The 22,477-nt window shown below is 71.2% G+C and carries 9 protein-coding genes; 3 read left to right on the top strand and 6 right to left on the bottom strand.

What is annotated here, in order from left to right:
• Positions 1-390 precede the first annotated feature (390 nt).
• Positions 391-3,198 carry an insulinase family protein gene (locus Q7W29_11725; GenBank protein ID MDO9172488.1) on the bottom strand — a complete coding sequence of 936 codons (2,808 nt, stop codon included), beginning with the start codon at positions 3,196-3,198 and terminating at the stop codon, positions 391-393.
• A gap of 185 nt (positions 3,199-3,383) precedes the next feature.
• Here Q7W29_11725 and Q7W29_11720 point away from each other — a divergent pair, with 185 nt between their 5' ends.
• Positions 3,384-5,861: a fused MFS/spermidine synthase gene (locus Q7W29_11720; GenBank protein MDO9172487.1), complete on the top strand. Its 2,478-nt coding sequence runs from the start codon at positions 3,384-3,386 to the stop codon at positions 5,859-5,861.
• 70 nt (positions 5,862-5,931) lie between these two features.
• Complete coding sequence (gene speA / locus Q7W29_11715) at positions 5,932-7,836, top strand: biosynthetic arginine decarboxylase (GenBank protein MDO9172486.1); 1,905 nt, start codon at positions 5,932-5,934, stop codon at positions 7,834-7,836.
• An 88-nt stretch (positions 7,837-7,924) separates the two neighbouring features.
• Here speA and Q7W29_11710 read toward each other — a convergent pair whose 3' ends face one another.
• Positions 7,925-10,516: a S8 family serine peptidase gene (locus tag Q7W29_11710; GenBank protein MDO9172485.1), complete on the bottom strand. Its 2,592-nt coding sequence runs from the start codon at positions 10,514-10,516 to the stop codon at positions 7,925-7,927.
• A gap of 161 nt (positions 10,517-10,677) precedes the next feature.
• Positions 10,678-12,522, bottom strand: coding sequence for a sulfatase-like hydrolase/transferase (locus Q7W29_11705; GenBank protein ID MDO9172484.1), 1,845 nt, complete (start codon positions 12,520-12,522; stop codon positions 10,678-10,680).
• A 151-nt stretch (positions 12,523-12,673) separates the two neighbouring features.
• Between Q7W29_11705 and Q7W29_11700 the strand changes: the two genes are divergently transcribed.
• Positions 12,674-14,605 carry a M3 family oligoendopeptidase gene (locus Q7W29_11700; protein MDO9172483.1) on the top strand — a complete coding sequence of 644 codons (1,932 nt, stop codon included), beginning with the start codon at positions 12,674-12,676 and terminating at the stop codon, positions 14,603-14,605.
• Between the two features lie 70 nt (positions 14,606-14,675).
• On the opposite strand, the gene Q7W29_11695 is transcribed toward Q7W29_11700, so the two are convergent.
• The 3 genes from Q7W29_11695 to Q7W29_11685 form a co-directional block, all read right to left on the bottom strand.
• Positions 14,676-17,924, bottom strand: a complete 3,249-nt coding sequence (locus Q7W29_11695; protein MDO9172482.1) for a PDZ domain-containing protein — start codon at positions 17,922-17,924, stop codon at positions 14,676-14,678.
• 30 nt (positions 17,925-17,954) lie between these two features.
• Positions 17,955-21,044 (bottom strand): efflux RND transporter permease subunit, encoded by a 3,090-nt coding sequence (locus Q7W29_11690; GenBank protein MDO9172481.1) that lies wholly within the window; start codon positions 21,042-21,044, stop codon positions 17,955-17,957.
• Positions 21,045-21,064: 20 nt separating this feature from the next.
• A partial coding sequence (locus tag Q7W29_11685; GenBank protein ID MDO9172480.1) for an efflux RND transporter permease subunit occupies positions 21,065-22,477 on the bottom strand: 1,413 nt, incomplete at its 5' end.

Raw genomic sequence — 22,477 nt, 5'->3', positions numbered from 1 at the left:
CCGATGATGAACACCGTGTCGGTCAGCGCGTGGCGGAGGTCGTCGCCGGCGCCCGCCGCGGCGGCGCAGGCCGGGAGGGACGACAGCATGACGGGCATCAGCATGATGGAAGGCAGCAACACGGACAGCAGCCGGATCTGCCGGCGGCGCCGGCCGCGGCGGTGATCGATCATCATGGTGTCTCCCGAGTGGTCATGGATGTTGCAACGGACCCCGCGATGCCGGCCGTCTGTGCCGGCGAGCGATTCTAGCAACCACGCGCCAATTGCGCCATGAAGCGCAGGCGTGATTTCACGGGATCGCCTGCCGGATCGCTGGGCATTCCATGCTCATCGGGCGATGTCGATGCGTGCTGCCGCAGGAGTTGCCTGCGCCTGCCGCACCACCGCGTCACCGCTCCTGCGGCAGCAGCACCACCTTGACCACGTTCGCCGGGTCGACGACCCGCCGCGCCGCGTCGCGCACCATCTGTGCCGTCAGCGCGTTCACCTGCGCGGGCCGCTCCAGGATCAGGCGCGGGTCGGTCTCCAGGTTCTGGTGGCGCACGAGCTGCTCCACCCAGTAGTCGTTCGTCCGCAGGTTCGTCTCGTCATCGCGCAGCTGCGTCGCCCGGACCTTCGCCAGCGTCGCCTCGTCGGGCCCGTTCTCGGCGACGTCGCGCAGCTGCGCCCACACCGCGTCGGTCAGCTCCGGCACGCGGTCGGGGTCGCAGCCCCAGCCCACCGCGAGCTGGTGCCGCTCCGCGGGCATCTTGGAGATGCCCCCGTTGACCCGCACGCCGTAGGTGCCGCTCATGTCCTCGCGGATCGTCTCGCGCAGGCGGATGCGCAGCACGTGGCACAGCGCCTCCATCTCGTAGCGCGCCTGCCAGCTCCACGGCTGCTCGCCGACGAAGACCAGCTCGACCAGGCCCTTCGGCTCGGCGCCGCGGTGCAGCGTGCGCTCCTGGACGCCGCGCGGCAGCGGCGGCGCGATGCGGCCCCACGATTCCGTCCGGCCGCCGCCGGGCAGGCCGCCCAGGTAGGTCAGCACCAGCGGTTCGGCCGCGGCCGGATCGATGGCGCCCACCAGCGTGAACGTGAAGTCGCCGCAGTCGGCGAAGCGGTCGCGGTAGAAGGCGAGCGAGCCGGCGTGGTCCAGACCCTCGAGGTACTCGACCGTCGCCGGGCGCCAGCGCGGGTGGTGGCTGTTGGTCAGGGCGGTGATGGTGTCGCGGAAGGCCGTGACGGGCTCGGCGCTGCGGTTCTGCAGCTGCGAGCGCTGCTGCTCGACCAGCGCGGCGAAGGCGACGGGGTCCTCGCGGGGCGCCGTCGCGTACAGGTAGACGAGCTGCAGCAGGGTCTCGAGGTCCTGCGGGGAGGCGCTGCCGCGGAAGCCCTCGTCGAGGAACGAGATCTGCGGCTGCAGCCGGACCAGCCGGCCGGCCAGCTTCTTCTGCAGCGCCGTCTGGTCGAAGGCGCCGGCGCCGCTGACGGTCGCGATGCCCGCCGCGTAGTTCAGCCGGGCGTAGGCGTCGTCGTCGGCGATGAGCGACGTGCCGCCGGGGCTCGTGGCCCGCAGCAGGATCTCGTCGTTCTTGAAGTCCGTCGGCTTGAACACCACGCGCACGCCGTTGGACAGGGTCCAGGTCGTGGTGCCGAGGTCGGCGTCCGCGGCCCGCGCGACGATCCGCGCCGGGGTCGGCGGCGCGGGCACCAGCGGGGCGTCGACCGTCACGTCGAGGTAGGGCGGCACGTCGCGGCCGGCCGCGCCGTCGATGATCGCCGCCAGTTCGGCCTCGCCCGGCACCGCGAGGCCGTCGCGACGCGGCGCCTCGACCGTCACGACCCGGCCCGTCGGGGCGGCCAGCTCGCGCAGCCGCGCGTCCACCTCGGCCAGCGTGATCCCCGGGAGCAGGTCCCTGGCCAGCGCCAGCCGCTGCGCGGCGTCGGGGTAGGGCGTGCCGCGCAGGAAGTGCGTCATCAAGGCGCGGGCGAAGCGCTGGGATTCGGTCTTGTCCGCTTCGGCGGCCGCCCGCTCCGACTGGCGCAGCAGTTCGATCTTGGTCCGCTCCAGCTCGCCGGCCGTGAAGCCGTGGCGGTGGACGCGTTCGAGTTCGGTCGTCAGGGCTTCGAGACCGCGGGCGATCCCGTCCTCCTTCACGGAAGCCGCCATGGTGCAGAAGCTCTTGGTCCGCCCCTGGCGCCGGTCCATGGCGTAGGCGTTGCCGAAGGGCGGGTCGGCCCGGCGCGACAGTTCCGCCAGCCGGCTGCGCAGCATCGCGAGGGCGATCTGGCCGAGGGCGCCGCGGCGGAAGTCGGCGACCGTCGCCTCCGGGTCGGGCGCGTGCTTGAACAGCAGCGAGACCGTGGTGTTCGAAGCCTCGGGATCGGTCGCCACGCCGTACAGGACGCGGTCGTGGTCGGGCACCTCCGGCTGCAGCAGCGGCCGCGGCGCGGCCGGCTGCGGGATGGCGGCGAAGCGCTCGCGGATCGACGCCGCCATCGCTGCTCCGTCGAAGTCGCCGACGGCCACGACGGCCATCAGGTCGGGCCGGTACCAGTCGCGGTAGAAGCGGCGCAGGGTGTCGTGGGGGGCGTTGCGGATGATCTCCGGGTCGCCGATCGTGTTGCGCTCGGCGTAGCGCGAGCCGTGGAAGACGACCGGCAGCAGCGCGTCGTACATGCGCTCGTCGGCGCCGCGGCCGCTGCGCCACTCCTCGATGACGACGCCGCGCTCCTTGTCGATCTCCCCGTCTTCAAAACTTACCAGGTGCGCCCACTCCTCCAGGACCTGCAGCCCCGTCGCCAGCAGCTCCGGCCGGTCGGTGGGCACCTGCAGCATGTAGACCGTCTCGTTCTGGTTCGTGTAGGCGTTGACCTCGGGCCCGAACTGCATGCCGACCGATTCGAGGTAGTCGATCAGGGCCTGGCGCGGGAAGTTCTCCGTGCCGTTGAAGGCCATGTGCTCGACCAGGTGCGCGAGGCCGAGCTGGTCGTCGTCCTCGTCCACGCTGCCGGCGCCGACCACCAGCCACAGCGCGGCGCGCTGCTCGGGCTTGGCGTTCTCGCGCACGTAGTAGCGCAGGCCGTTGGGCAGCTCGCCGGCGATCACCGCCGGGTCGAGCGGGATCGGCGCCGCGTGGTCCGCGGCGACGGCGCACGCGGTGGCGGACAGGACGGCGAACAGGACGATGGCGAGCGGCAGACGCCTGATCATGGAGTGGCCCCCTGTGTGGATCGGTCGGTGACGGGCTTGTCCCGGCCAGTAAGCCCCGTTCCGAATCCCGGGTCAAGGACCGACGGCGCGGCTCTGGCGCGTGGGAGTATTCTCCCTGACCGGCCCTGCCCCGCGTGTTAGATTGGCGCGGCGAATCCCGACCCCCGAACGCTTCCGGAGCACCGATGACCCGGATCCCGCGCCGTGATCCCAACCTCGCCATCCTCGACCTGGTCGTGTTCCTGGCCGGTTTCGCCTTCCTGATCCACGAGGTGGTCTGGAACCGCCTGCTGTCCCTGGTCCTGGGCGCCACCGTCACCGCCGCCACGCTGGTCCTGGCGGCCTTCATGGCCGGCTTCGGGATCGGGGCGGCCGTGTGGGGCCGCGTCGCCGACCGCGCGCGCCGTCCCTGGGCCCTGCTGGCGTGCCTGCTGCTGGGGCTCGGCGTCCTGGGCGCCCTGGCCTACGCCGTGGCGGGCGCGCTGCTGCCGCGGCTGGGCTCGGTGGCCGCGCACGTGGGCGCCGCGCTGCTGCTGGGCGTGCCGTCGTTCCTGATGGGCGGCCTGTTCCCGCTGGCCGGCCGGCTCGCCGCCGCCGGCCGCGGTCCGCTGGCGTCGGCCCTGGGCCGGCTCTACGCGCTGGAGACGCTGGGCAGCGCCCTGGGCGGTCTCGCGGCCGGGTTCGTCCTGCTGGGCGTCCTGGGGCAGGACCTGACCCTCGCCCTGGCCGTGGCCGTCGATCTGGCGCTCGGAGCCTGGTTGCTCGTGACCCGCGGGTCGGTCGAGTTGCCGGTGAGCGCCGGCGCGCCTTCGCCTGCGCCCGCCTTCGCCGCCCTGCCGGACGCCGCCCGCGTGGCCGTTCCAGTCGCCGCCTTCGCCTGCGGCTTCGCCATCCTCGCCCTGCAGGTCGTCTGGATGCGGATGTTCCGCATCTACCTGACGAACACCAGCTACACCTTCGCGCTGATCGCCTCGCTGGCGATCCTGGGCCTTTATCTGGGCAGCGCCCTGTTCCGCCGGCGCGCCGATCGCCTCACCGCGCCCGGGCGGTCCCTGCTGCGCGCCCTGCTGCTGCTGGCGGCGACCGCGCTGCTGGGGTTGCTGCTGCTGGCGCGGCTGCCCGAGGCGCTGATGTTCCCCCTGCAGGGAGCGTCCGGGAACGCCGTCGTGCGGATCCTGCTGCTGCCGCTGGTGGCTTCCCTGCTGATCGTGGTGCCGCCCGCGGTGTGCTCCGGCTACGCCTTCCCGCTGGCCTGCAGCTTGGCGGCCTCGGGTCGTGGCGCGGGTCGTGACGTCGGCGTGGGTCGGGACGTGGGCATGGTGCTGGCGGTCAACACCGCCGGCTGCGTGCTCGGGCCGGTCGTGGCGGCCTTCGTGCTGATCCCGGCGCTGGGCGCGGCCGTCGCGATCGTGGCCATCATTGCCGTGCCGGTCGCCGCGGCCTGGTTCGTCGCCCGCCGCAGCGGTGCACCGGCGCGGACGGGGCGCGCCCTGCTCGTGGCGCTCGCCCTGCTGCTCGCGGTCGCGGCCTGGCGGCCGCAGGTCCGCATCCTGCCGCCCTCGTTCGGCCGCTTCGACCGCGAGGTGCTGTTCTACGACGAGACCGTCGAGGGGACCGTCACCGTGGGGCGGGACCGCGACACCCGCTCGCAGGCCCTCTACACCTACGTCAACAACAGCGCGGTGATCGGCTCGTCCTACGACGCGGTCAAGGTCGTCAAGATGGTCGGGCACTTCCCGTTCCTGGTGCGGCCCGACCTGCGCGACGTGCTGGTGATCGGCTTCGGCATCGGGGTGACCACCTCGGCCATCGCCTCGCACCCCGAGGTGCGGTCGATCACCTGCGTCGAACTGGTGCCGGGCCTGGCCGAGGCCGCGACCTACTACCGCGACCTCAACCGCGACGTGGCGTCCGACCCGCGCCTGACCATCGTGCGGGGCGACGGGCGGCGGCGCCTGCAGGCGTCCGCGCGGAAGTACGACCTGATCTCCTGCGACCCGACCCACCCGGTGCTCGGCTCGGGCAACCTGTACACGCGCGAGTACTTCGAGCTGTGCCGGTCGCGCCTGAACCCCGGCGGCCTGGTCTCGCAGTACCTGCCGCTGCACAAGCTGCGCACCGCGGAGCTGATGGGGCTGATCGCCACCTTCCACGACGTGTTCCCCGACGGCGCCGTCTGGCTGGGCCACTACCACGCCGTGCTGCTGGGCTCGACTGCGCCGCTGCGCCTCGATTTCGGGGAGTGGGCCGCCCGCGCCGCCGCGCTGGGGGAGGACCCCCACTTCTACAACGACCCCTACCACCTGGCGGCGACGCTGGCCCTGGACGGCCCGACCATCGGCCGGCTGACCGCGGGCGCCCGGCTCAACACCGACGACCGCTCCTACACGGAGTTCTTCGCCCCGGGCTGCCTGGACGAGGCCAACCTGTCGGCGAACCTGCGCTACCTGCAGGAGCGCCGCGTCGGGGTCGGGGCGGTCTTCGACGGGATCCCGGACCCGGCCCTCATGGCCCGCTTCGTCGAGGGCAACCGGCTGCTGACCGAGAGCCTGGTGCGCCAGACCGGCGGCGACCCCCGCGGCGGCCTGCAGGCCCTGCAGGAGGCCTGCCGGGCCAACCCCGAGGACCTGGAGTACCCGTTCCTGATCCGGATGGCCCGTTGAGCCCTTTTGTGTGTTACATTGTCCCGTTCGCGCAACGACCCGATCCCGAACGCAGGAGAACAGCACGCCCATGACCGGAATGGTGCCCTGGACGACGGCGAAGAGCGAAGAGCTGTACGGCTTCCCCCACTGGGGCGCCGGCTACTTCCACATCAACGAGCGCGGCCACGTCACGGTCACGCCCGACGGGCCGCAGGGCCCCTCCGTCGACCTCGCCGACCTGGTCGAGTCGGCGCGCCAGCGCAACATCGAGCTGCCGGTGCTGTTCCGGTTCAACGGCATCCTGCGCCACCGCGTGCGCGCGATCAGCGCCGCCTTCCAGGCCGCCATCGCCGAGTACGACTTCCAGGGCAAGTACTGCCCCATCTTCCCGATCAAGGTCAACCAGGTGCGCCACGTCGTGGACGTGATCAACGAGGCCGGCCTGCCCTACGACATGGGCCTGGAGGTCGGCAGCAAGCCCGAGCTGATGGCCGTGCTCGCGATCCAGGACAACCCCGAGGCGCTGCTGGTCTGCAACGGTTACAAGGACCGCCGCTACATCGAGCTGGCGCTGATGGCCAAGCGGGTCGGGCGCCGCCCGGTCATCGTCATCGAGAAGCCGTCGGAGATCGCGCTGGTGCTCGACGTGGCCGAGGAACTCGGCGTCGAGCCCGAGATCGGCTTCCGCCTGCGCCTGGCCGGCAAGGGCGCCGGCCGCTGGGAGCACAGCGGCGGCGAGCGCGCCAAGTTCGGGCTGACCGTCTCGGAGATCGTGGCCGCGGTGGGCTTCCTGCGCGAGCGCGGCAAGCTGGACTGCGTGCGGCTGCTGCACTTCCACAACGGCAGCCAGCTGACGGCCATCTCGTCGCTCAAGGTCGGCCTGCGCGAGGCGGCCCAGGTCTACGTCCAGCTGCGCAAGCACTGCCCCTCGCTCACCCACATGGACGTGGGCGGCGGCCTGGCCGTGGACTACGACGGTTCCAAGACGGCCTCGGAGTCGTCGATGAACTACACGGTCGATGAGTACGCGCGCGACGTCGTCTGGATCATCAAGGAGACCTGCGACCAGACCGACGCGCCGCACCCGACCATCGCCACCGAGTTCGGGCGCGCGACCGTGGCCCACCACTCGGTGCTGGTCTTCGAGGTGCTGGGCATCGCCAACACCTTCTCGACGCCCTGCGACCCCGAGACCGTGCTGGCCGCGACCAAGGCCCCGGCCATCATCAACATGGCGCAGCTGCTGCAGGAGCTGTCGCCCAAGAACGCGATGGAGACGCTGCACGACGCCGTGGAGCTGCGGCAGGACATCCTGCAGGAGTTCAGCCTCGGCCTGCTGTCCATCGAGGACCGCGCCTTCGGCGACCAGGCCTACTGGGCCCTGCTGAACACCATCAGCGGCATGACCGACCAGATGCACTACATCCCCGAGGACCTGCAGCGCCTGCCGGCCCTCTTGACCGACACCTACTTCTGCAACTTCTCGATCTTCCAGTCGCTGCCCGACAGCTGGGCGGTCGACCAGATCTTCCCGATCACGCCGGTCAACCGCCTGAACGAGCGGCCGACCCGCCGCGTCGTGCTGGCGGACATCACCTGCGACTCCGACGGCAAGATCGACCGCTTCCCCGACCTGCGCGAGGTCAAGCGCTACCTGCCCGCCCACACGCTGCGCGACGGCGAGCGCTACACCTTCGCGGCCTTCCTCGTCGGCGCCTACCAGGAGATCCTGGGCGACCTGCACAACCTGTTCGGCGACACCAACGCGGTCCACGTCGAGGTCAACGGCCACGTCGAGTTCACGACGGTCGTGCGCGGCGATTCGGTGCGGCGCGTGCTGAACTTCGTGCAGTACGACAAGGGCGCCCTGGTCGAGCGCTGGCGCACGGCGCTGGAGCGCGCCGTCAACCAGGGCCGGCTCACCCCGCGCGAGTCGGCCGACGTGCTGCGCAAGTACGAGCAGGCCTTCGACGACTACACCTACCTGAAGTAGCCGCGGCGTCACCGCGGCGCCGGAACGAAAACCCGGCCGGACCTCGCGGTCCGGCCGGGTTCGTCTTGTCGCCGTGTGCGGTCGGACGCTACTTCAGCAGCGTCATCTTGCGGACGCTCGAGCGCTCGCCCGCGTCGATCCGGTAGAAGTACGTGCCCGACGCGAACTCCGTCGCGTCCCAGCGGACGCTGTGGGAGCCGGCGCCGTACTGCCCGTCGGCCAGCGTGGCGACGGCCCGGCCCTTCAGGTCGAACACCCTGACCAGCACGCGCGTGTCGGCCGGCAGGCTGAATTCGAACGTCGTGGACGGGTTGAACGGGTTCGGCCGGTTCTGGCCCAGCGCGAACGGGATCGGCAGGGCCTTGTCGGCCGCCGCCTCGTCGGCCGGGGCGGCCGCGAGCGCCGCGGTGTAGCCGCGGAACACGATCTCGTCGATGTAGACGTCGTCGTCGTCGGCGCTGGCGTCGCACATGAAGCGAAGCTTGGCCGCCGTCGGGTAGGCGTAGGTGGCGCGGGAGATCGTCACCGTCTTGTTGTAGAAGGTGCTGTTGACGAAGTCGGTCCCGGACTTGTAGGTGGCGACCGTCCGCCAGGCCGCGCCGTCGTAGTACTGCACCCAGAAGTCCTCGCCGGTCTCCATGCCGACGGCCTTGAACCAGAAGTTGACCTCGAGGTTCGAGTAGCCGGTCACGTTCTTGCCGGCGGTGTGGTAGAAGGACGACTTGGTGCCGCTGTTGTCCTGGATGTCGGCCGCCGCGGCGCCCTGGTGGGCGTTGACGGTGGCCGTGTAGCGCAACATGTCGAGGCCGCCGTCGGTGTAGGTCCCCATCCCGGTCTCGAAGTTGTCCGAGGTGATGGTGGTCCAGGTGCCCGACGACGTCGTGACGACGATGTAGCCGGTCTTGGTCTCGCCGTCGGAGCCGGCGCTGTTGGTCGCGGTCAGCGTCACGGTGTAGGTGCCGGCCGCGGCGTAGGTGTGGCTGGGGCTCTTCAGGGTCGAGGTGCCGCTGTCGCCGAAGTTCCAGCTCCAGCTCGTGGGCGTGTTGGTGGACAGGTCGGTGAACACGACCGCCAGGGGCGCGGCGCCCGTCAGCGGCGTCGCCGAGAAGTTGGCGACCGGTGCGACGGGGATCGTGACGCCGCCGACGGCCGCCGCGGCGTCGACCATGCCGAAGCCGGCGTAGCGGTCCCAGCCCGCCGCGGACTCGACCGAGGTCACGTCCTGGGCGGTGGTCAGCAGCTGGGTGCGGATCTGCGCCGGGGTCCAGGTCGGGTTCTTCGAGACGATCAGGGCGCAGACGCCCGCCACGTACGGCGTGGCGCAGCTGGTGCCGTTGAAGAAGGGCTCGTAGTCGCCCGTCCGGTAGCCGCCGCTGCCGACGATGTCGGTGGTCGGCAGGATGGTCGGACCGAGGACGTCCACGGCGCCGGCCCCGTTCTGCGTGGTCGTGCCGTAGTTCGAGCCCCACCAGCGCTCGCCGTCGCAGGTGTAGCCGTTGGGGTCGGTGGCCACGCCGGAGTTGACCTCGGTGCTGCTGCTCGAGCTGCGCTTGCGCTCGCCGCAGGGGGAGGCCGCGCCGACGCCGATCACGTTGGCGTTGATGGCCGGGTAGCTGATGGTGCTCATGTTCTCGTTGCCGGTCGCGGCCAGGATCGTGCAGCCCGCGTTGTAGGCGTACAGGATGGCCGTGTCGGTGGCGGCGTCGCTGCTGATCGCGGCGCCGAGGCTCATGCTGACGACGTCGGCCGCGTGGTCGGCGGCGTAGTACAGGGCGCTCTGGATCGCCGAGAAGTACATCGCCCCGGTGGAGGTGGCGACCTTCAGCGGCATGATGCTGACGCCGGCGGCGATGCCCGCGCAGCCGATCGTGTTGTTCATCGAGGCGACCACGCCGGCGCAGCAGGTGCCGTGGCCGGCGGTGGTGCTGTTGTCGTCGGGGTTGGTGTCGTTGCTGCCGAAGTCGTAGCCGGTGACCAGGCGCAGGTCGGGGTGGTCGATGTCCACGCCGCTGTCGATGATGGCCACCACGACGCTGCTGCTGCCGTAGCCCTGGCTGCCGTCCCAGGCGACCTGGGCGTTGGCGTCGAAGCCGACGGTGCCGACGGTGGTGGTCAGGGTGTGGTCGTAGGTGCCGCCCCAGTCCAGGCCGGGCAGCTGGGCGGTGTTGTTGTGGCCCCAGTGGTTCACGTAGAGGGGGTCGGCGGGGACGGCGGCCGGGAAGGCCACCCAGTCCAGGGACACGGCCTCGACGGACGGGTCGCGCCCGAGCGTCTTGGCCACGTCGGCCATGTCCTGCTTCGTCTCGAAGCGGAACATGAACCAGCGGTCGACGCCCAGGTCCGCGGCCTTGGCGACGTCGCCGGGCAGGTCGTAGGGGCGCTCGACGGCGCGCACGCCGGCGGCGGCGGCCAGCGCGTCGAGCGACGCCAGGCCGGTCGCGGCGCCGGGGGCGCGGGCGCCCTTGTCCAGCAGCTGGGACAGCCGTGAGGCGGCCAGGCCGTCGCGCGTCAGCTGGACGAGCACGCGGTCCGCGGCGTAGGTGGCGACCTCGGGCGCCTGCGTGGCGAAGCCGTCCTGCGCGGGCGCGAAGGCGCGCGTGTCGGCGGCGAAGCCGGGCGAGGCGAGCAGGAGGATCAGGGCGAACAGGGCGAGTGTGGTGGCGAGAGCTTTCCGTAGCATCGTCACTCCTGTCGGTTGTTGATGAGGAGCGTGCGAGGGGGTCGGCCTCCAGGACGCCGCCGGTGCAAACGGCGGCGTCACCGACCAGCTATGAGTTTAGCAGGGGCGGGGAAGCGGGTGCGAGGCCAATTGTGGTGTGAACGAAATAACTTGAGACCGCATCATTTGTAGAACCGGTTGATCTCCTCCATGACGGATCGGAGAAGTCCTGAAGGCGGGTCGCCGCCCGGGGCCTTGGCGTCGTCGAAGCGGTACTTGCGGGTCGACAGGGGCAGGATCTCGTGCACGTCCTCGCCGAAGATGAAGGCGTGGTTGACGTAGCTCGCGGCCACGTAGGCGCGCGGCTCCGCCGTCGCGTCGAACAGGTCGCGCCCGTTCGAGTAGGTGCGGGGGTCCGACGTGCAGCCGAAGTAGCGGGTCAGCAGCGTCGGCGCGATGTCGACGAGCGAGGTGCGGTGCGTGTAGACGCCGGGCCCGCGGTCGGGGAAGCGGATGATCAGCGGCACCTGCACCTCGTACTTCGTGTAGTTGGTGCCGTGGCCCCAGAAGTTGGCCCGGTCGTCGTTGAAGGCCTCGCCGTGGTCGGTCGTCACGACGACGATGGTCTTGTCGAGCAGGTCGAGCGCCCGCAGCTCGTCGATCACCCGGCCGACCATCGTGTCGGTGTAGCGCACCGCGTTGCGGTAGTCGTTCAGGTAGGGGGTCGGGTCGGTGCCGGCGTTCATGAACGCCATGTTGATGTCCTTGGCCGGCCGGTCGATCTCGTACTCGGGAGGGTAGCAGTAGTCGTAGTGGGAGGACTTGTAGAAGGCGAGGCCGAAGAAGGGGCCGCCGCGGGCCGCCTGCTCCCGCAGGAAGCCGAGGAAGCCCTCGGTCAGGTCGACGTCCATCTCCGGGACGTTCTTGCCCGCGAAGTCCTCGTGCAGCTCGAGGCCGCGGAACATCGTGTCCTGGATCTTGTGGCGCCCGAACTTGGAGCGGGCGTAGAGGGCGCAGGCGTAGCCGCGCTCGGTCAGGGCGTCGATCAGCACGGGGTTGTCGAGGCGCGCGCTGTTGGCCTTGACCGCCGCCCAGTAGGTCGGGTGCAGGCCGAAGAAGATGCCGAAGATGCCGGCGGTGGTCTGGTTGCCGGTGCTGAGGTTGTCCGTGAAGGACGACGATTCCAGCGACAGCCGGTGGATGTTCGGCGTCACCTCCGCGTCCATCGCGTCGAAGCGCCAGCTCTCCAGCAGGATCACCACGAGGTTCGGCGGGCTCGGCGCCGCGGCCGGGTCGAAGGTCAGCGGGGCCAGGGGGTAGGTGAGCGACGCGGTCGACTCCTCCAGCACCGCGGCGTCCTCGTCCATCGCGAAGGGGAGCAGGTCGCCGTACCGGTCGGCGTTGCGGTGCGAGGTGAACGGCACGTAGAAGGGCAGGTGCGGCGTCAGCACGGTGACGCGGCTGTCGTTCTTCTGGTAGGCCACGATGTGAAGGACCTGGCTGGCGGTCATCGCCAGCACCGCCGCGGCCCAGATCAGGGGCGCCAGCCGGCGCGGCAGCCGCAGGCGGCCCGACAGCCGCAGGATGCCGAACTCCGCCAGCAGCACGAGGACCAGCGCGACGCCCGCGGTGGCCACCGACGAGGCGGGCAGCCCGAGCCCCGCGAAGTCCCGGACCAGGTACTCCAGCCAGAAGAAGTCGATGTGGATGCGGATGACGCCGTAGGCCGCGGCGTCCAGCAGCAGGTAGTAGACGTAGACCGCCATGACGAGCGCGGTCGCCGCCGCCGCGGCCCGCCGCACCGGCAGCAGCAGCAGGAACACCGCGCCGAGCACGACCAGCAGCGGCAGCACGTACCACCCCGCCAGCACCGCGGCCCCGTAGGCCGCCGTCAGCGCCGTGACGTCGACGCCGCGCAGGTCCCACAGCAGGCACCCCCAGACCAGGGGCAGGTTCAGCAGCACGATCAGTAGCGTGCGCATGTACGTCGCGCCGAGGTCGGTGGGCAGCTTCGAACGGAATTTCATGAGCGGATGGCGGTCCTTGTGGGAATGGCTGCAACTTCCGGTCCGCGGGCGCGAACTGAGCGGGACAGGCCCGCGGTCAGGGGCTATGATAGGTTGTCCCGTTCAGGACGCAATCGGCGATTTCCGTCGGTGTCCGCTCCAGGAGGCGCTCATGCTGTCGATGACCCGTGTTCGTTTCGCGGCCGTGCTGCTCGCTTGCGGCCTGCTCGCCTCGGCGGCGCCGGCCGCCGATCTGCCGGTCTACGCCCAGGACACCAACGCGACGCGCGCGCAGGTGCCGGACGTGTACAAATGGGACCTGACGCCGCTGTTCCCGACGGCGGCGGCCTGGGAGACGGCGCGCGCCGGGCTCCAGCAGGAGATCGGCGGCCTGGCGGTCTTCCAGGGACGCCTGTCCGACCCGAAGGCCCTGCGCGACTGTCTGGCCCTTTACTTCTCGCTCCACGACCGCGTCAGCCACGTGCAGCAGTACGCCAACCTGGCGCTGGACACGGCGCTGACCGACGAGACGGCCCAGGCCCGCTCGCAGCGCGGCCTGGCCCTGCTGGACGAACTGACCGCGGCCTCCGGTTTCATCCGGGCCGAGGCCCTGGCTCTGGACGCGGCGGCCCTGCAGAAGGCCTACGCCGCCAAGGACGGGCCGGCCGCGTACCGCAGCTACCTGGACAACCTGGGGCGGCGGCGCGACCGGGTGCTGGACCCGCAGGCCGAGTGCGTCCTGCAGCTCGCGGGCGACAACCTGTGGGCCGAGATCGACCTCAACGAGATCACCAGCAGCGTGGAGGAGTCCTTCCAGGCGTTGCTGTCGGACATCGCCTGGCCCGTCGTCCACGACGCCGAGGGCAAGGAGGTGCAGCTGACGCTGTCGAACTATTCCCGCTTCCGGCTCTCGCCCGACCGCGCGGTGCGCGCCGAGGCCGTCGGGGCGTTCCTGGCCACGCTGCGGCAGTTCCAGCACGTCTTCGCCGCCACGCTGGGCGGGCAGTGCGAGCTGGACGTCATGTACGCGCGCGCCCGCGGCTACGACACCGCGCTCGAGGCGTACCTGGACAAGGACGGCCTGCCGGTCGCCGTCCACGACAACCTGATCGCGGCGGTGAACGCCAACCTCGCGCCGTTGCACCGCTACATGGAGCTACGCCGCAAGGCGCTCGGCCTCGAGGACCTGCGCCTGCACGACCTGTACGTGCCGATGGCCGCGGCCGCGCAGAAGGAGGTCCCCTTCAACGACGCCCTGGCGATCCTGCCGGCCGCCCTGGCGCCGCTGGGCCCGCAGTACGTGGCGATGCTGATGGAGGGGATGGATCCCCGCAACGGCTGGATCGACCTCTACCCCAGCGACGACAAGGAGAGCGGGGCCTTCTCGGCCAACGTCTACGGGCGCCACCCGTACGTGAAGATGAACTACCAGGACGGCCTGGACGACCTGTCGACCCTCGCGCACGAGTACGGCCACGCCCTGCACAGCTGGCTCGCGATGGAGAACCAGCCCTACCACAGCTCCCGCTACGTGCCGTTCCTGGCGGAGATCGCCTCGACCTGCAACGAGGCGCTGCTGACGGACTACCTGGCCGCGCGCGCCGCCGACCCGCAGGAGCGGGCCGGCCTGCTGGTCGAGGAGCTGGAGGGCATCCGCACCACCATCTACCGCCAGACCCTGTTCTCGGAGTTCGAACGCAAGGTGCACGGCTTCGTCGAGGTCGGCACGCCGGTCACGGCGTCGCTGCTGGACGCGACCTACCGCGACCTCGTGCAGCGCTACTACGGGCCGGGCTACACCCTGGGCGAGGACGACGGCCTGGAATGGGCCTACATCCCGCACCTCTACTACAAGTACTACGTCTACAGCTACGCGACGGGCCTGAGCTGCGGCATCGCCATCGCCGAGAACGTCAAGGCGAACGGCCAGCCCGCGGTCGACGGCTACCTGGAGATGCTCAAGGGCGGCTGCAGCGAGCCGCCGCTGGCGCTGCTGAAGAAGGCGGGCGTGGACCTGACGCGTCCCGACGCCATCGAGGCGGCGCTGGGCAAGTTCGACCGCGGCGTGACGGAGCTGGCGAAGCTGATGGGCATCGAACTGTAGGTCGTCGCCGCCACGCGAGAGGGCCCCGTCTCCGCCGGAGACGGGGCCCTTCGTCTGCTTGCGGGGAAAACTAGCGCGGCCGCCGCGACCGCACCGGGTCGGCCGGCTGCGGCAGGATCTCCACGCTCGCGCCCGGCAGCCGGTCCAGCGCCGCGGCCACCGCCGCCTCGAGCTGCAGGTCGCGGCCCTCGCGCGCCGCGGCGGGCGTCTCCTCGACCTCGATGTCGGGAGCGACGCCCTCGCCCTCGACCGCCCACTTCCCGTCGGTGTCGTAGAAGCCGCCGCGCGGGGCGGTGATGAAGCCGCCGTCGATCAGCCCGGGCACGTCCCAGATGCCGACCAGCCCGCCCCAGGTGCGCGTGCCCACCAGCGGGCCGATCCCCAGCTTGCGGAACATGTAGGGCAGCATGTCGCCGCCCGAGCCGGACATCTCGTTGATGACCAGCACCTTCGGGCCCCAGATCGCGCCGTTGGGCGCGGTGAACGGCTGGCGGTCGCCCACCGGGTTGTTGAAGAAGCCCAGCAGCTTGCGGTTCATGACGTCGACCATCAGGTCGGCGATCGAGCCGCCGTGGTTGTAGCGCTCGTCGATCACGGCGCCCCGCTTGTCCTGCTGGGCGAAGTAGCCGCGCAGGAACGCGGCGTAGCCCTCGCCGCCGGTGTCCGGGATCCAGACGTAGGCCAGCTTGCCGCCCGACAGCTCGTCGACGCGGCGGCGGTTGTCCTCGATCCAGGCCCGCTGGCGCAGCGGCTCCTCGTCGGCGACGGGCACGACGGTCACCTTGCGCGCGCCCTTCGGGTCGGGCTTGTCGTTGAGCGTCAGGATCGTCTGGCGGTCGGCCTTGCGGTCGAACAGGCTGTAGGGGCTCATGCCCGCCGTGAGCTCGACGCCGTCGACCGCGAGCAGGTAGTCGCCCACGCGCGCGTCGATGCCGGGGCCGCTCAGCGGCGCCCTCAGCTCCGGGTTCCAGTTCTCGCCCGTGTAGATCCGGCGCAGGCGGTAGCGGCCGTCCGCGACCTCAAAGTCGCAGCCCAGCAGCCCGACCGGCACGGTCTCGACCTCGGGCTCGTCGCCGCCGCCGGTGAACGAGTGGCCGATGCAGGTCTCGCCGCCGAGGATGTCCAGCACGTAGGTGAGGTCGGCGCGGTGGCGCACGTGCTCGACCCAGGGCGCGTAGGCGCGGTAGGCCCAGTCCAGGTCCAGGCCGTGGACGTTCTCGACGTAGAAGAAGTCGCGCTGGAAGCGCCAGGCCTCGCGGAAGATCTGCCGCCACTCCGCGGCGGGGTCGACCTTCATGCGCAGCGCCGAGAGGTCGAGCTCGCCCTTGCCCTCCTCGGCCTTGCCGTCGGCGCCGGTCAGGAGGAACTTCTCGCCGGTCTTGGCCTGCAGGAGCTTCTGGCCGTCGGCCGACACGCGGTAGGCGAGGATCCCCTCGGTGAGCTTCGTGGTCTCGCGCTTCTCCAGGTCGTAGGCGTGCAGGGTCAGGCCCGGCTGGTTCGGGACGTTCTCGGCGTAGAAGAACTTGCCGGCGGCGCCGGCGACCAGCCGCTCGTAGTTGCGGGGCGGCACGTCCAGGGCGACGATCCGCTGGTCGAGGCCGGCGAAGTCGATGCGGACGACGACCTCCTCCTTCTTCTCGTCGTCCTTCTTGCCCTCATCCTTCTTGTCCGTTTCCTCGGCCTTCGGCTCCTCGTCGTCGCTCTGCGGCTTCAGGGGCGACGGCTCGTCCTTGCCCAGCACCGCCAGGTAGAGCGAGCGGTTCAGCGGCTGGTTGTAGGAGCTCATGTCCAGCCAGCCGACGTTCAGGCCGTAGTCCGTGCTGGCCAGGAACGCCAGGTACTTGCCCGAGGCGTCCCAGGCCGGCGACACGGCGTCCGCCAGGCCGTCGGTGACGCGGGTCGACTTGCCGGTGTCGAGCGAGTACACGCACACGGCGTTGAACTGGCTCGTCAGGCGCTTGCTGTAGGCGATCCAGCGGGAGTCGGGCGACCAGACCGGGGCGATGAGGCGCTCGGGGCTGGCGAACCCCTCGTTGTCGATCCGGGTCGGCGCGCCGCCGGCCGCGTCCACGACCCACAGCACGCGGTCGGCGTCGCCGAAGGCGAGGTGCTTCGAGTCCGGGGACCAGCGGGGCGTGTAGTAGAACGTGGGATTCGGCAGCGGCACCGTGCGGCGGTTCCCGCCGAACTGGTCGGCGATCACCAGGGCGTACTCGCCGCTCTCGTCGGAGAACCAGGAGAGCAGGCGGCCGTCGGGCGACCAGGCCGGGGCGCGATCGGCGGCGCCCGGGCTGTTGGTGAGGTTGCGGATATCGCCCTTCTCGGCCGGCACGGTGAAGATCTCGCCGCGGGCTTCGAAGGCCACGCGCTTGCCCGCCGGCGAGAGGGCCATGTCGACGATCAGCTTCGCGACGTCCTCCCAGTGCGGGCGGGCTGCGGGGAAGTCGCCTTCCAGGGTCACGGTCACGGGGCGGGGTTCGCCGCCCGCGGCGTCCAGCGCGTGGAGGCGGCCGCCGTTCTCGAAGACGAGGCGCCCGGCGCCGCCGCCCAGGTTCTTGCAGTCGAACTCCTTGAAGTGCGTCCGCTGGGTCAGCGCGCCGGTCGCGACGTCGTAGGCCCAGACGTTCATGGCCAGGTCGCGGTCGCTCAGGAAGAAGATCGTGCCGCCGAGCCAGACCGGGGCGAGGTCGTTGCTGCCGTCCCAGGGCAGCTTGGTCACCGCGAGCGTGGCGAGGTCGACGACGCGGATCGGCTGGGCCTGGCCGCCGCGGTAGTTGCGCCACTCGGCCTCCCAGGGCTCGACCAGCTGGTAGGCCAGGCGCTTGCCGTCGGGCGAGAGCGCGCCGGCGGTGGCGCGCGGCAGGGGCAGCGCCTCGGGCAGGCCGCCCTGCAGGCCGATGGTCATCAGCTTCGGCTGCGACCGCGGCACCGTCTCGCGCCCCGACGCGAACACCACGCGGGAGCCGTCGGGAGTCCAGCCGCGGACGACGTCGTCGCCCGGGTGCCAGGTCAGTCGCCGCGGCTCGCCGCCCTCGACGCCGACCACGTAGACGTCGAGGTTGCCGTCGTACTTCCCGGAGAACGCGACCTGCCGGCCGTCGGGCGAGAACTTCGGCGCGGCTTCGAAGCCGTCGAAGGTGGTCAGGCGGCGGGCCTCGCCACCGTCGCGGTCGGCGAGCCACACGTCGCCGGCGTGGACGAAGGCGACCAGTTCGGCCGAGACGTCGGGCATGCGCAGCAGGCGGGCCTCTGCCGCAACCGCGGGCGCGGCGACAGCCGCGAGCGCGCAGCAGAGGAGCACGAGCGTCGGTCGTCTCATGGGGCTCTCCTTCGGGTCGGGGAAGCTTGGTCAGTCTTCGGCGACAGGGTCGGCGGTCGCGGCGGCCGGAGGCCGCCGATGGCGCAGCCGCCGGGGCAGTCCGCCCAGGATCGAGAACATGTCCTCGGACAGGGTCGCGGTGGTGGGCAGGAGCACCGACGTCAGGAAGGTGCTGACGAACAGCCCGCCCATGATCACCAGGGCCATCGAGTAGTAGTAGACGCCGCCCAGCGACGGCTTCTGGATCGCCATCGGCAGCAGGCCGAGCAGCGTGGTCAGGGCGGTCATCAGGATCGGGCGCAGCCGCTCGCGGCCGCCGCGGACCATCGCCTCGGTGCGGTCCATGCCGCGCCGGCGGTACTGGTTGATGTGCTCGAGCATGACGATGCCGTTGTTCACCACGATGCCGATCAGCAGCAGCAGCCCGATCGCCGCCGGCTGGTCGAAGTCCGTGCCGGTCAGGTGCAGCGTCCAGGCGGCGCCGGCCACGGCGAAGGGCAGCGAGACCATCAGCGCCAGGGCCTGGCGGGCCGACTCGAAGAGCCCGGCCATCACCGCGTAGACCAGCAGCAGCGCCAGCAGCAGGTTCGTCAGGAACTCCTGCGACTGCTCCTGGCGGCGCTCCTGCCAGGCGCCGAAGGTCCAGGAGTAGCCGTAGGGGAAGGTCATGCCCTCCATCGCGGCGGTGATCAGCGGCGTGAAGCGGTCGCTGGTGCCCTCCTCGAAGCGGGCGCCCACCCAGACGCTGGTGCGCCGGTTGTCGCGCTCGATGCGCTCGCGGCCGGGCTTCTGCACGAAGTCGGCGACGGCGGCCAGGGGCACCCGGTCCCCGCCGGCGGTCACCAGCGGCAGGTTCGACAGCTGCGACAGGCTCTCGGTCTTCTGCTCCTCGAGCGTCAGGCGCATCTCGCGCTCGCCGTCCTCGGTGCGGAAGCGCGGCAGCCGCCGGCCGCGGTAGGTGAGGCCCACCACGTCGGCCACCTGGTCCGGCGAGACCGCGTACCTGGCGATCAGCTCGCGGTCCGGCTCGATGTGCAGCTCCTGCTGGGCCTCCTGCTGGCGCGCGCCCACGTCCAGCAGGCCCGGGATGGCGGCCACGCGCTGGGTGGCCTCCTCGGCCAGCTGCATGAGCACCTCGGTGTCCTCGCCCACGAGCTGGAAGGCGACCCGCCGCCCGCCGCCGTGGCGCCAGCCCTGGCTCTCCTCCTGCACGTCCAGGCGCACGCCCGGGATCTCGGGCAGCAAGCCGCGCAGCGTGTTGCGCACGCGGGCGATGTTCGCGGCGTCCGCCTTGCCCTCCTCCAGGTAGACGCGGGTCATGCTCCAGTTGTCGGTCCAGAAGCTGTAGATCGAGCGCGCCATCAGCTCGGCGCGGTGCGGCTCGAGGCCCTGCTCCACCTGCGTGATGAGGGCTTCCTTGCGTTCGAGGCTCAGCTCCTCGCTGTAGTCGTAGTTGACCTGGACGTACAGCTCGGTGTTCGAGGCCTCGAAGTTCATCTCGAGGTGCGTGAAGGGGTAGACCGCCGAGGCGATCACGGCCAGGCCGATCAGCGGCGCCAGCCAGCGGCGCCGCAGGTTGAGCCGCAGCAGCGACTCGTAGCCCCGCTCCAGGCCGGTCATCCAGCGTCCGCGGGGGCGCGGCGCGGAGCGGACGTACCAGGCGGTCGCCAGTGGGATCAGGGTCTGGCTGATGAACAGCGAGGCCAGCAGGGCCAGGCAGACCGTGATCGCCAGCTCCTTGAGGTAGACGTTCATCTCGCTGGGCTTGTTGAAGATCAGCGGGATGAAGACGATGACCGAGGTGAGCGTGGCGGCGGTCACGGCGTTGGCGACCTCGCGCGCGCCCTCGCGCGACGCCGTCACGGGGTCGGCGCCCTCCTCGCGGTGCCGGAAGATGTTCTCCATCACCACGACGGCGTTGTCCACCAGCATGCCGACGCCCACGATCAGCCCCAGCAGCGTCAGCGTGTTGAGCGACTTGCCCTGGGCCCAGACGATGCCGCAGGTCACGATCAGGGAGAACGGGATGCACAGCACCGCGACGACGGTGGAGGAGACGCGGCGCAGGAACAGGAACAGGACCGCCGCGGCCAGGACCGCCCCGAAGACCCCGGTGAACGACAGGTCGCCCAGGGTCTTGCGGATCTCCGCGCCCTGGCTGAACCAGACCAGGAAGTTGACGTCCTGCAGCTCGGGGTCGTCCCCCATGCGCTCGATGGCGGCCGCCAGCGCGTCGCAGACCTCGACCGTGTTGGCGCGCGACTCCTGCGACACGCTCACGCCGATCGCGAAGTCGCCGTCGAGGTGCCGGCCGTACTCCAGGGGCGGCTCCTGGTAGACGACGTCGGCGACGTCGGACAGCCGCAGCCCGTCGGCGCGCAGCGGCAGGGCGCGGATCTGCTCCACGGTGGACAGGGTGCCGACGGTGCGCAGCGTCCAGCGGGCGTCGCCCTCCACGATCCGGCCCAGGGACTGGTCGAAGTTCCCCGTGCGCAGCCGGCGCGACACGTCGCGCACGTCCATGCCGTGCAGCTCCAGGTCGGCCAGCCGCAGGTTGATGCGCACCTCGCGCGGGTTGACCCCGTCGAGCCGCACCTGGGCCACGCCGGGCACGCGCTCCAGCGGCCGGATGATCTTGCGCTCGAGCAGGTCGTAGCTCTCGCTGAGGTCGCGCGGCGAGCTGAGGCGGCCCTCCAGGATCGGCGACTCCGAATCGCGCGAGTCCCAGCTCGTGCTGACCTGGATGTCGCCGAGGTCCTCGGGCAGGTCGCCGCGGATGCGGTCGATCCGCTCCCAGACCTCGGTGCGGGCCAGGTGCAGGTCGGCGCCCCAGTCGAAGCCCAGCCGGATGCGCCCGCCCTCGCCGTCGCAGCTCGACCACAGGCTCTGCAGCCCCTTGACCGAGCCGAGCGCGTCCTCGACCGGCCGCACCACCATGCGCTCGACCTGCTCGGGCGAGGCGTTTTCGTAGGGGAGCTGCACGAACAGCTCGGGTTCCTGGATGTCCGGCATGAACGCCAGCGGCAGGCGCGTCAGGGCGACCACGCCCAGCAGCACGATGCTCGCGAGCAGCATCAGCATCGATACGGGCCGCTTGATGGCGATTTCCGGCAGCGTCATGCCCGCGGTCTCCCCTTCGGTTAGCGCTCGTCGCCGATGCGCGACGGCACGACGAGGTAGGCGGCCGGGATCACGATCAGCGTCAGCAGGGTGCTCAGCAGCAGGCCGCTCGCCACGGTGATCGCCAGCGGCGCGCGCAGCTCGGCTCCCTCGCCCCAGGCCAGGGCCATGGGCAGCAGGCCCAGCACCGTGGTCAGGGTCGTCATCAGGATCGGCCGCAGCCGCAGGTGCGCGGCGCGGACAATCGCCTCCCCCTTCGGCAGGCCCGCCCGGCGCAGCCGGTTGACGGCGTCGACGAGCACGATGGCGTTGTTGACCACGATGCCCACCAGGATCACCACCCCGATCAGGACGATGACGGTGACGGGCGTGCCGGTCAGCAGCAGCGCTGGCACCACGCCGATCAGGGCCATGGGGATCGTGAACAGCACCAGCAGCGGGTGCAGGAACGACTCGAAGGTCGCCGCCATGACCAGGTAGACCAGGAAGACGGCCAGCATGATCGCGAAGCGCAGGCTGTTGAAGCTCACCTGCATCTCGCGGTTCTGGCCGCCCAGCTCGACGGTCAGGCCCGGGGGCGGCGGCAGGCCGGCCAGCGCGGCGCGCACGTCGACGACGGCCGCGCCCAGGCTGCGCCCCTCGACGTTCGCCGAGACGACGGCGGCGCGCTGCTGCTGCAAGCGGTGGATCTCGGCCGGGCCGCGGTCCTCGGACACGTCGGCCACGGAGGTCAGGCGCAGGGTGGTGCCGTCGGGGCCGGGCAGCGCCAAGTTGCGCACGTCCTCGACCGTGTGGCGGTCGCTCTCGCGGTTGCGCAGGCGGATGTCGATCTGCCGGTCCTCCTCCTTGAAGCGCGTCGGCACCACGCCCAGGACGCGGTTCTTGAGCGTCTCGGACAGCACGCCCATGTCGAGGCCCAGCGCGGCCAGCCGCTCGCGGTCGAACACCACCTGCAGCTCGGGGTTGCCCGCCTCGAGCGACGAGCGCACGTCGACGAGCCCCGGCACCCCGGCCAGGTCCGCGGCGATCTCCAGGGAGTAGGCCCGCAGATCCTCGAGGTCGTCGCCGAAGACGAGCACCTCGACGGGCGTCTTGAGGGTGAAGTAGGACGGGCGGCCGAAGCGCGCCTCGAGGTCGGGCAGGTCGGCGAAAGCGGCGCGCATGCGGTCGGCGACGGCCGCCTCGGCGGCGCCGTCGCCGCGGTCCTTCATCACCACGTTGAGCTGGCCGAGGTTCTCGGCCCGCGTGTTCACCGACAGGCCGCCCGAGACCAGCCGGCTGCCGACGGTCGCGTACTGCACGGCCACCCCGGGTTCGGCGGCGGCCGCCCGCTCCATGACCTGCAGGGCGCGGTCCGTCGCCGCGAGCGAGGCGCCTTCGGGCAGGGTGGCCTCGAAGAAGAACTCGCCCTCGCTGAGCTGGGGGATCAGCTC

The sequence above is a fragment of the bacterium genome, assembly GCA_030654305.1.
Taxonomy (GTDB): Bacteria; Krumholzibacteriota; Krumholzibacteriia; order LZORAL124-64-63; family LZORAL124-64-63; genus PNOJ01.
This window is presented reverse-complemented; position numbering and strand designations above follow the sequence as displayed.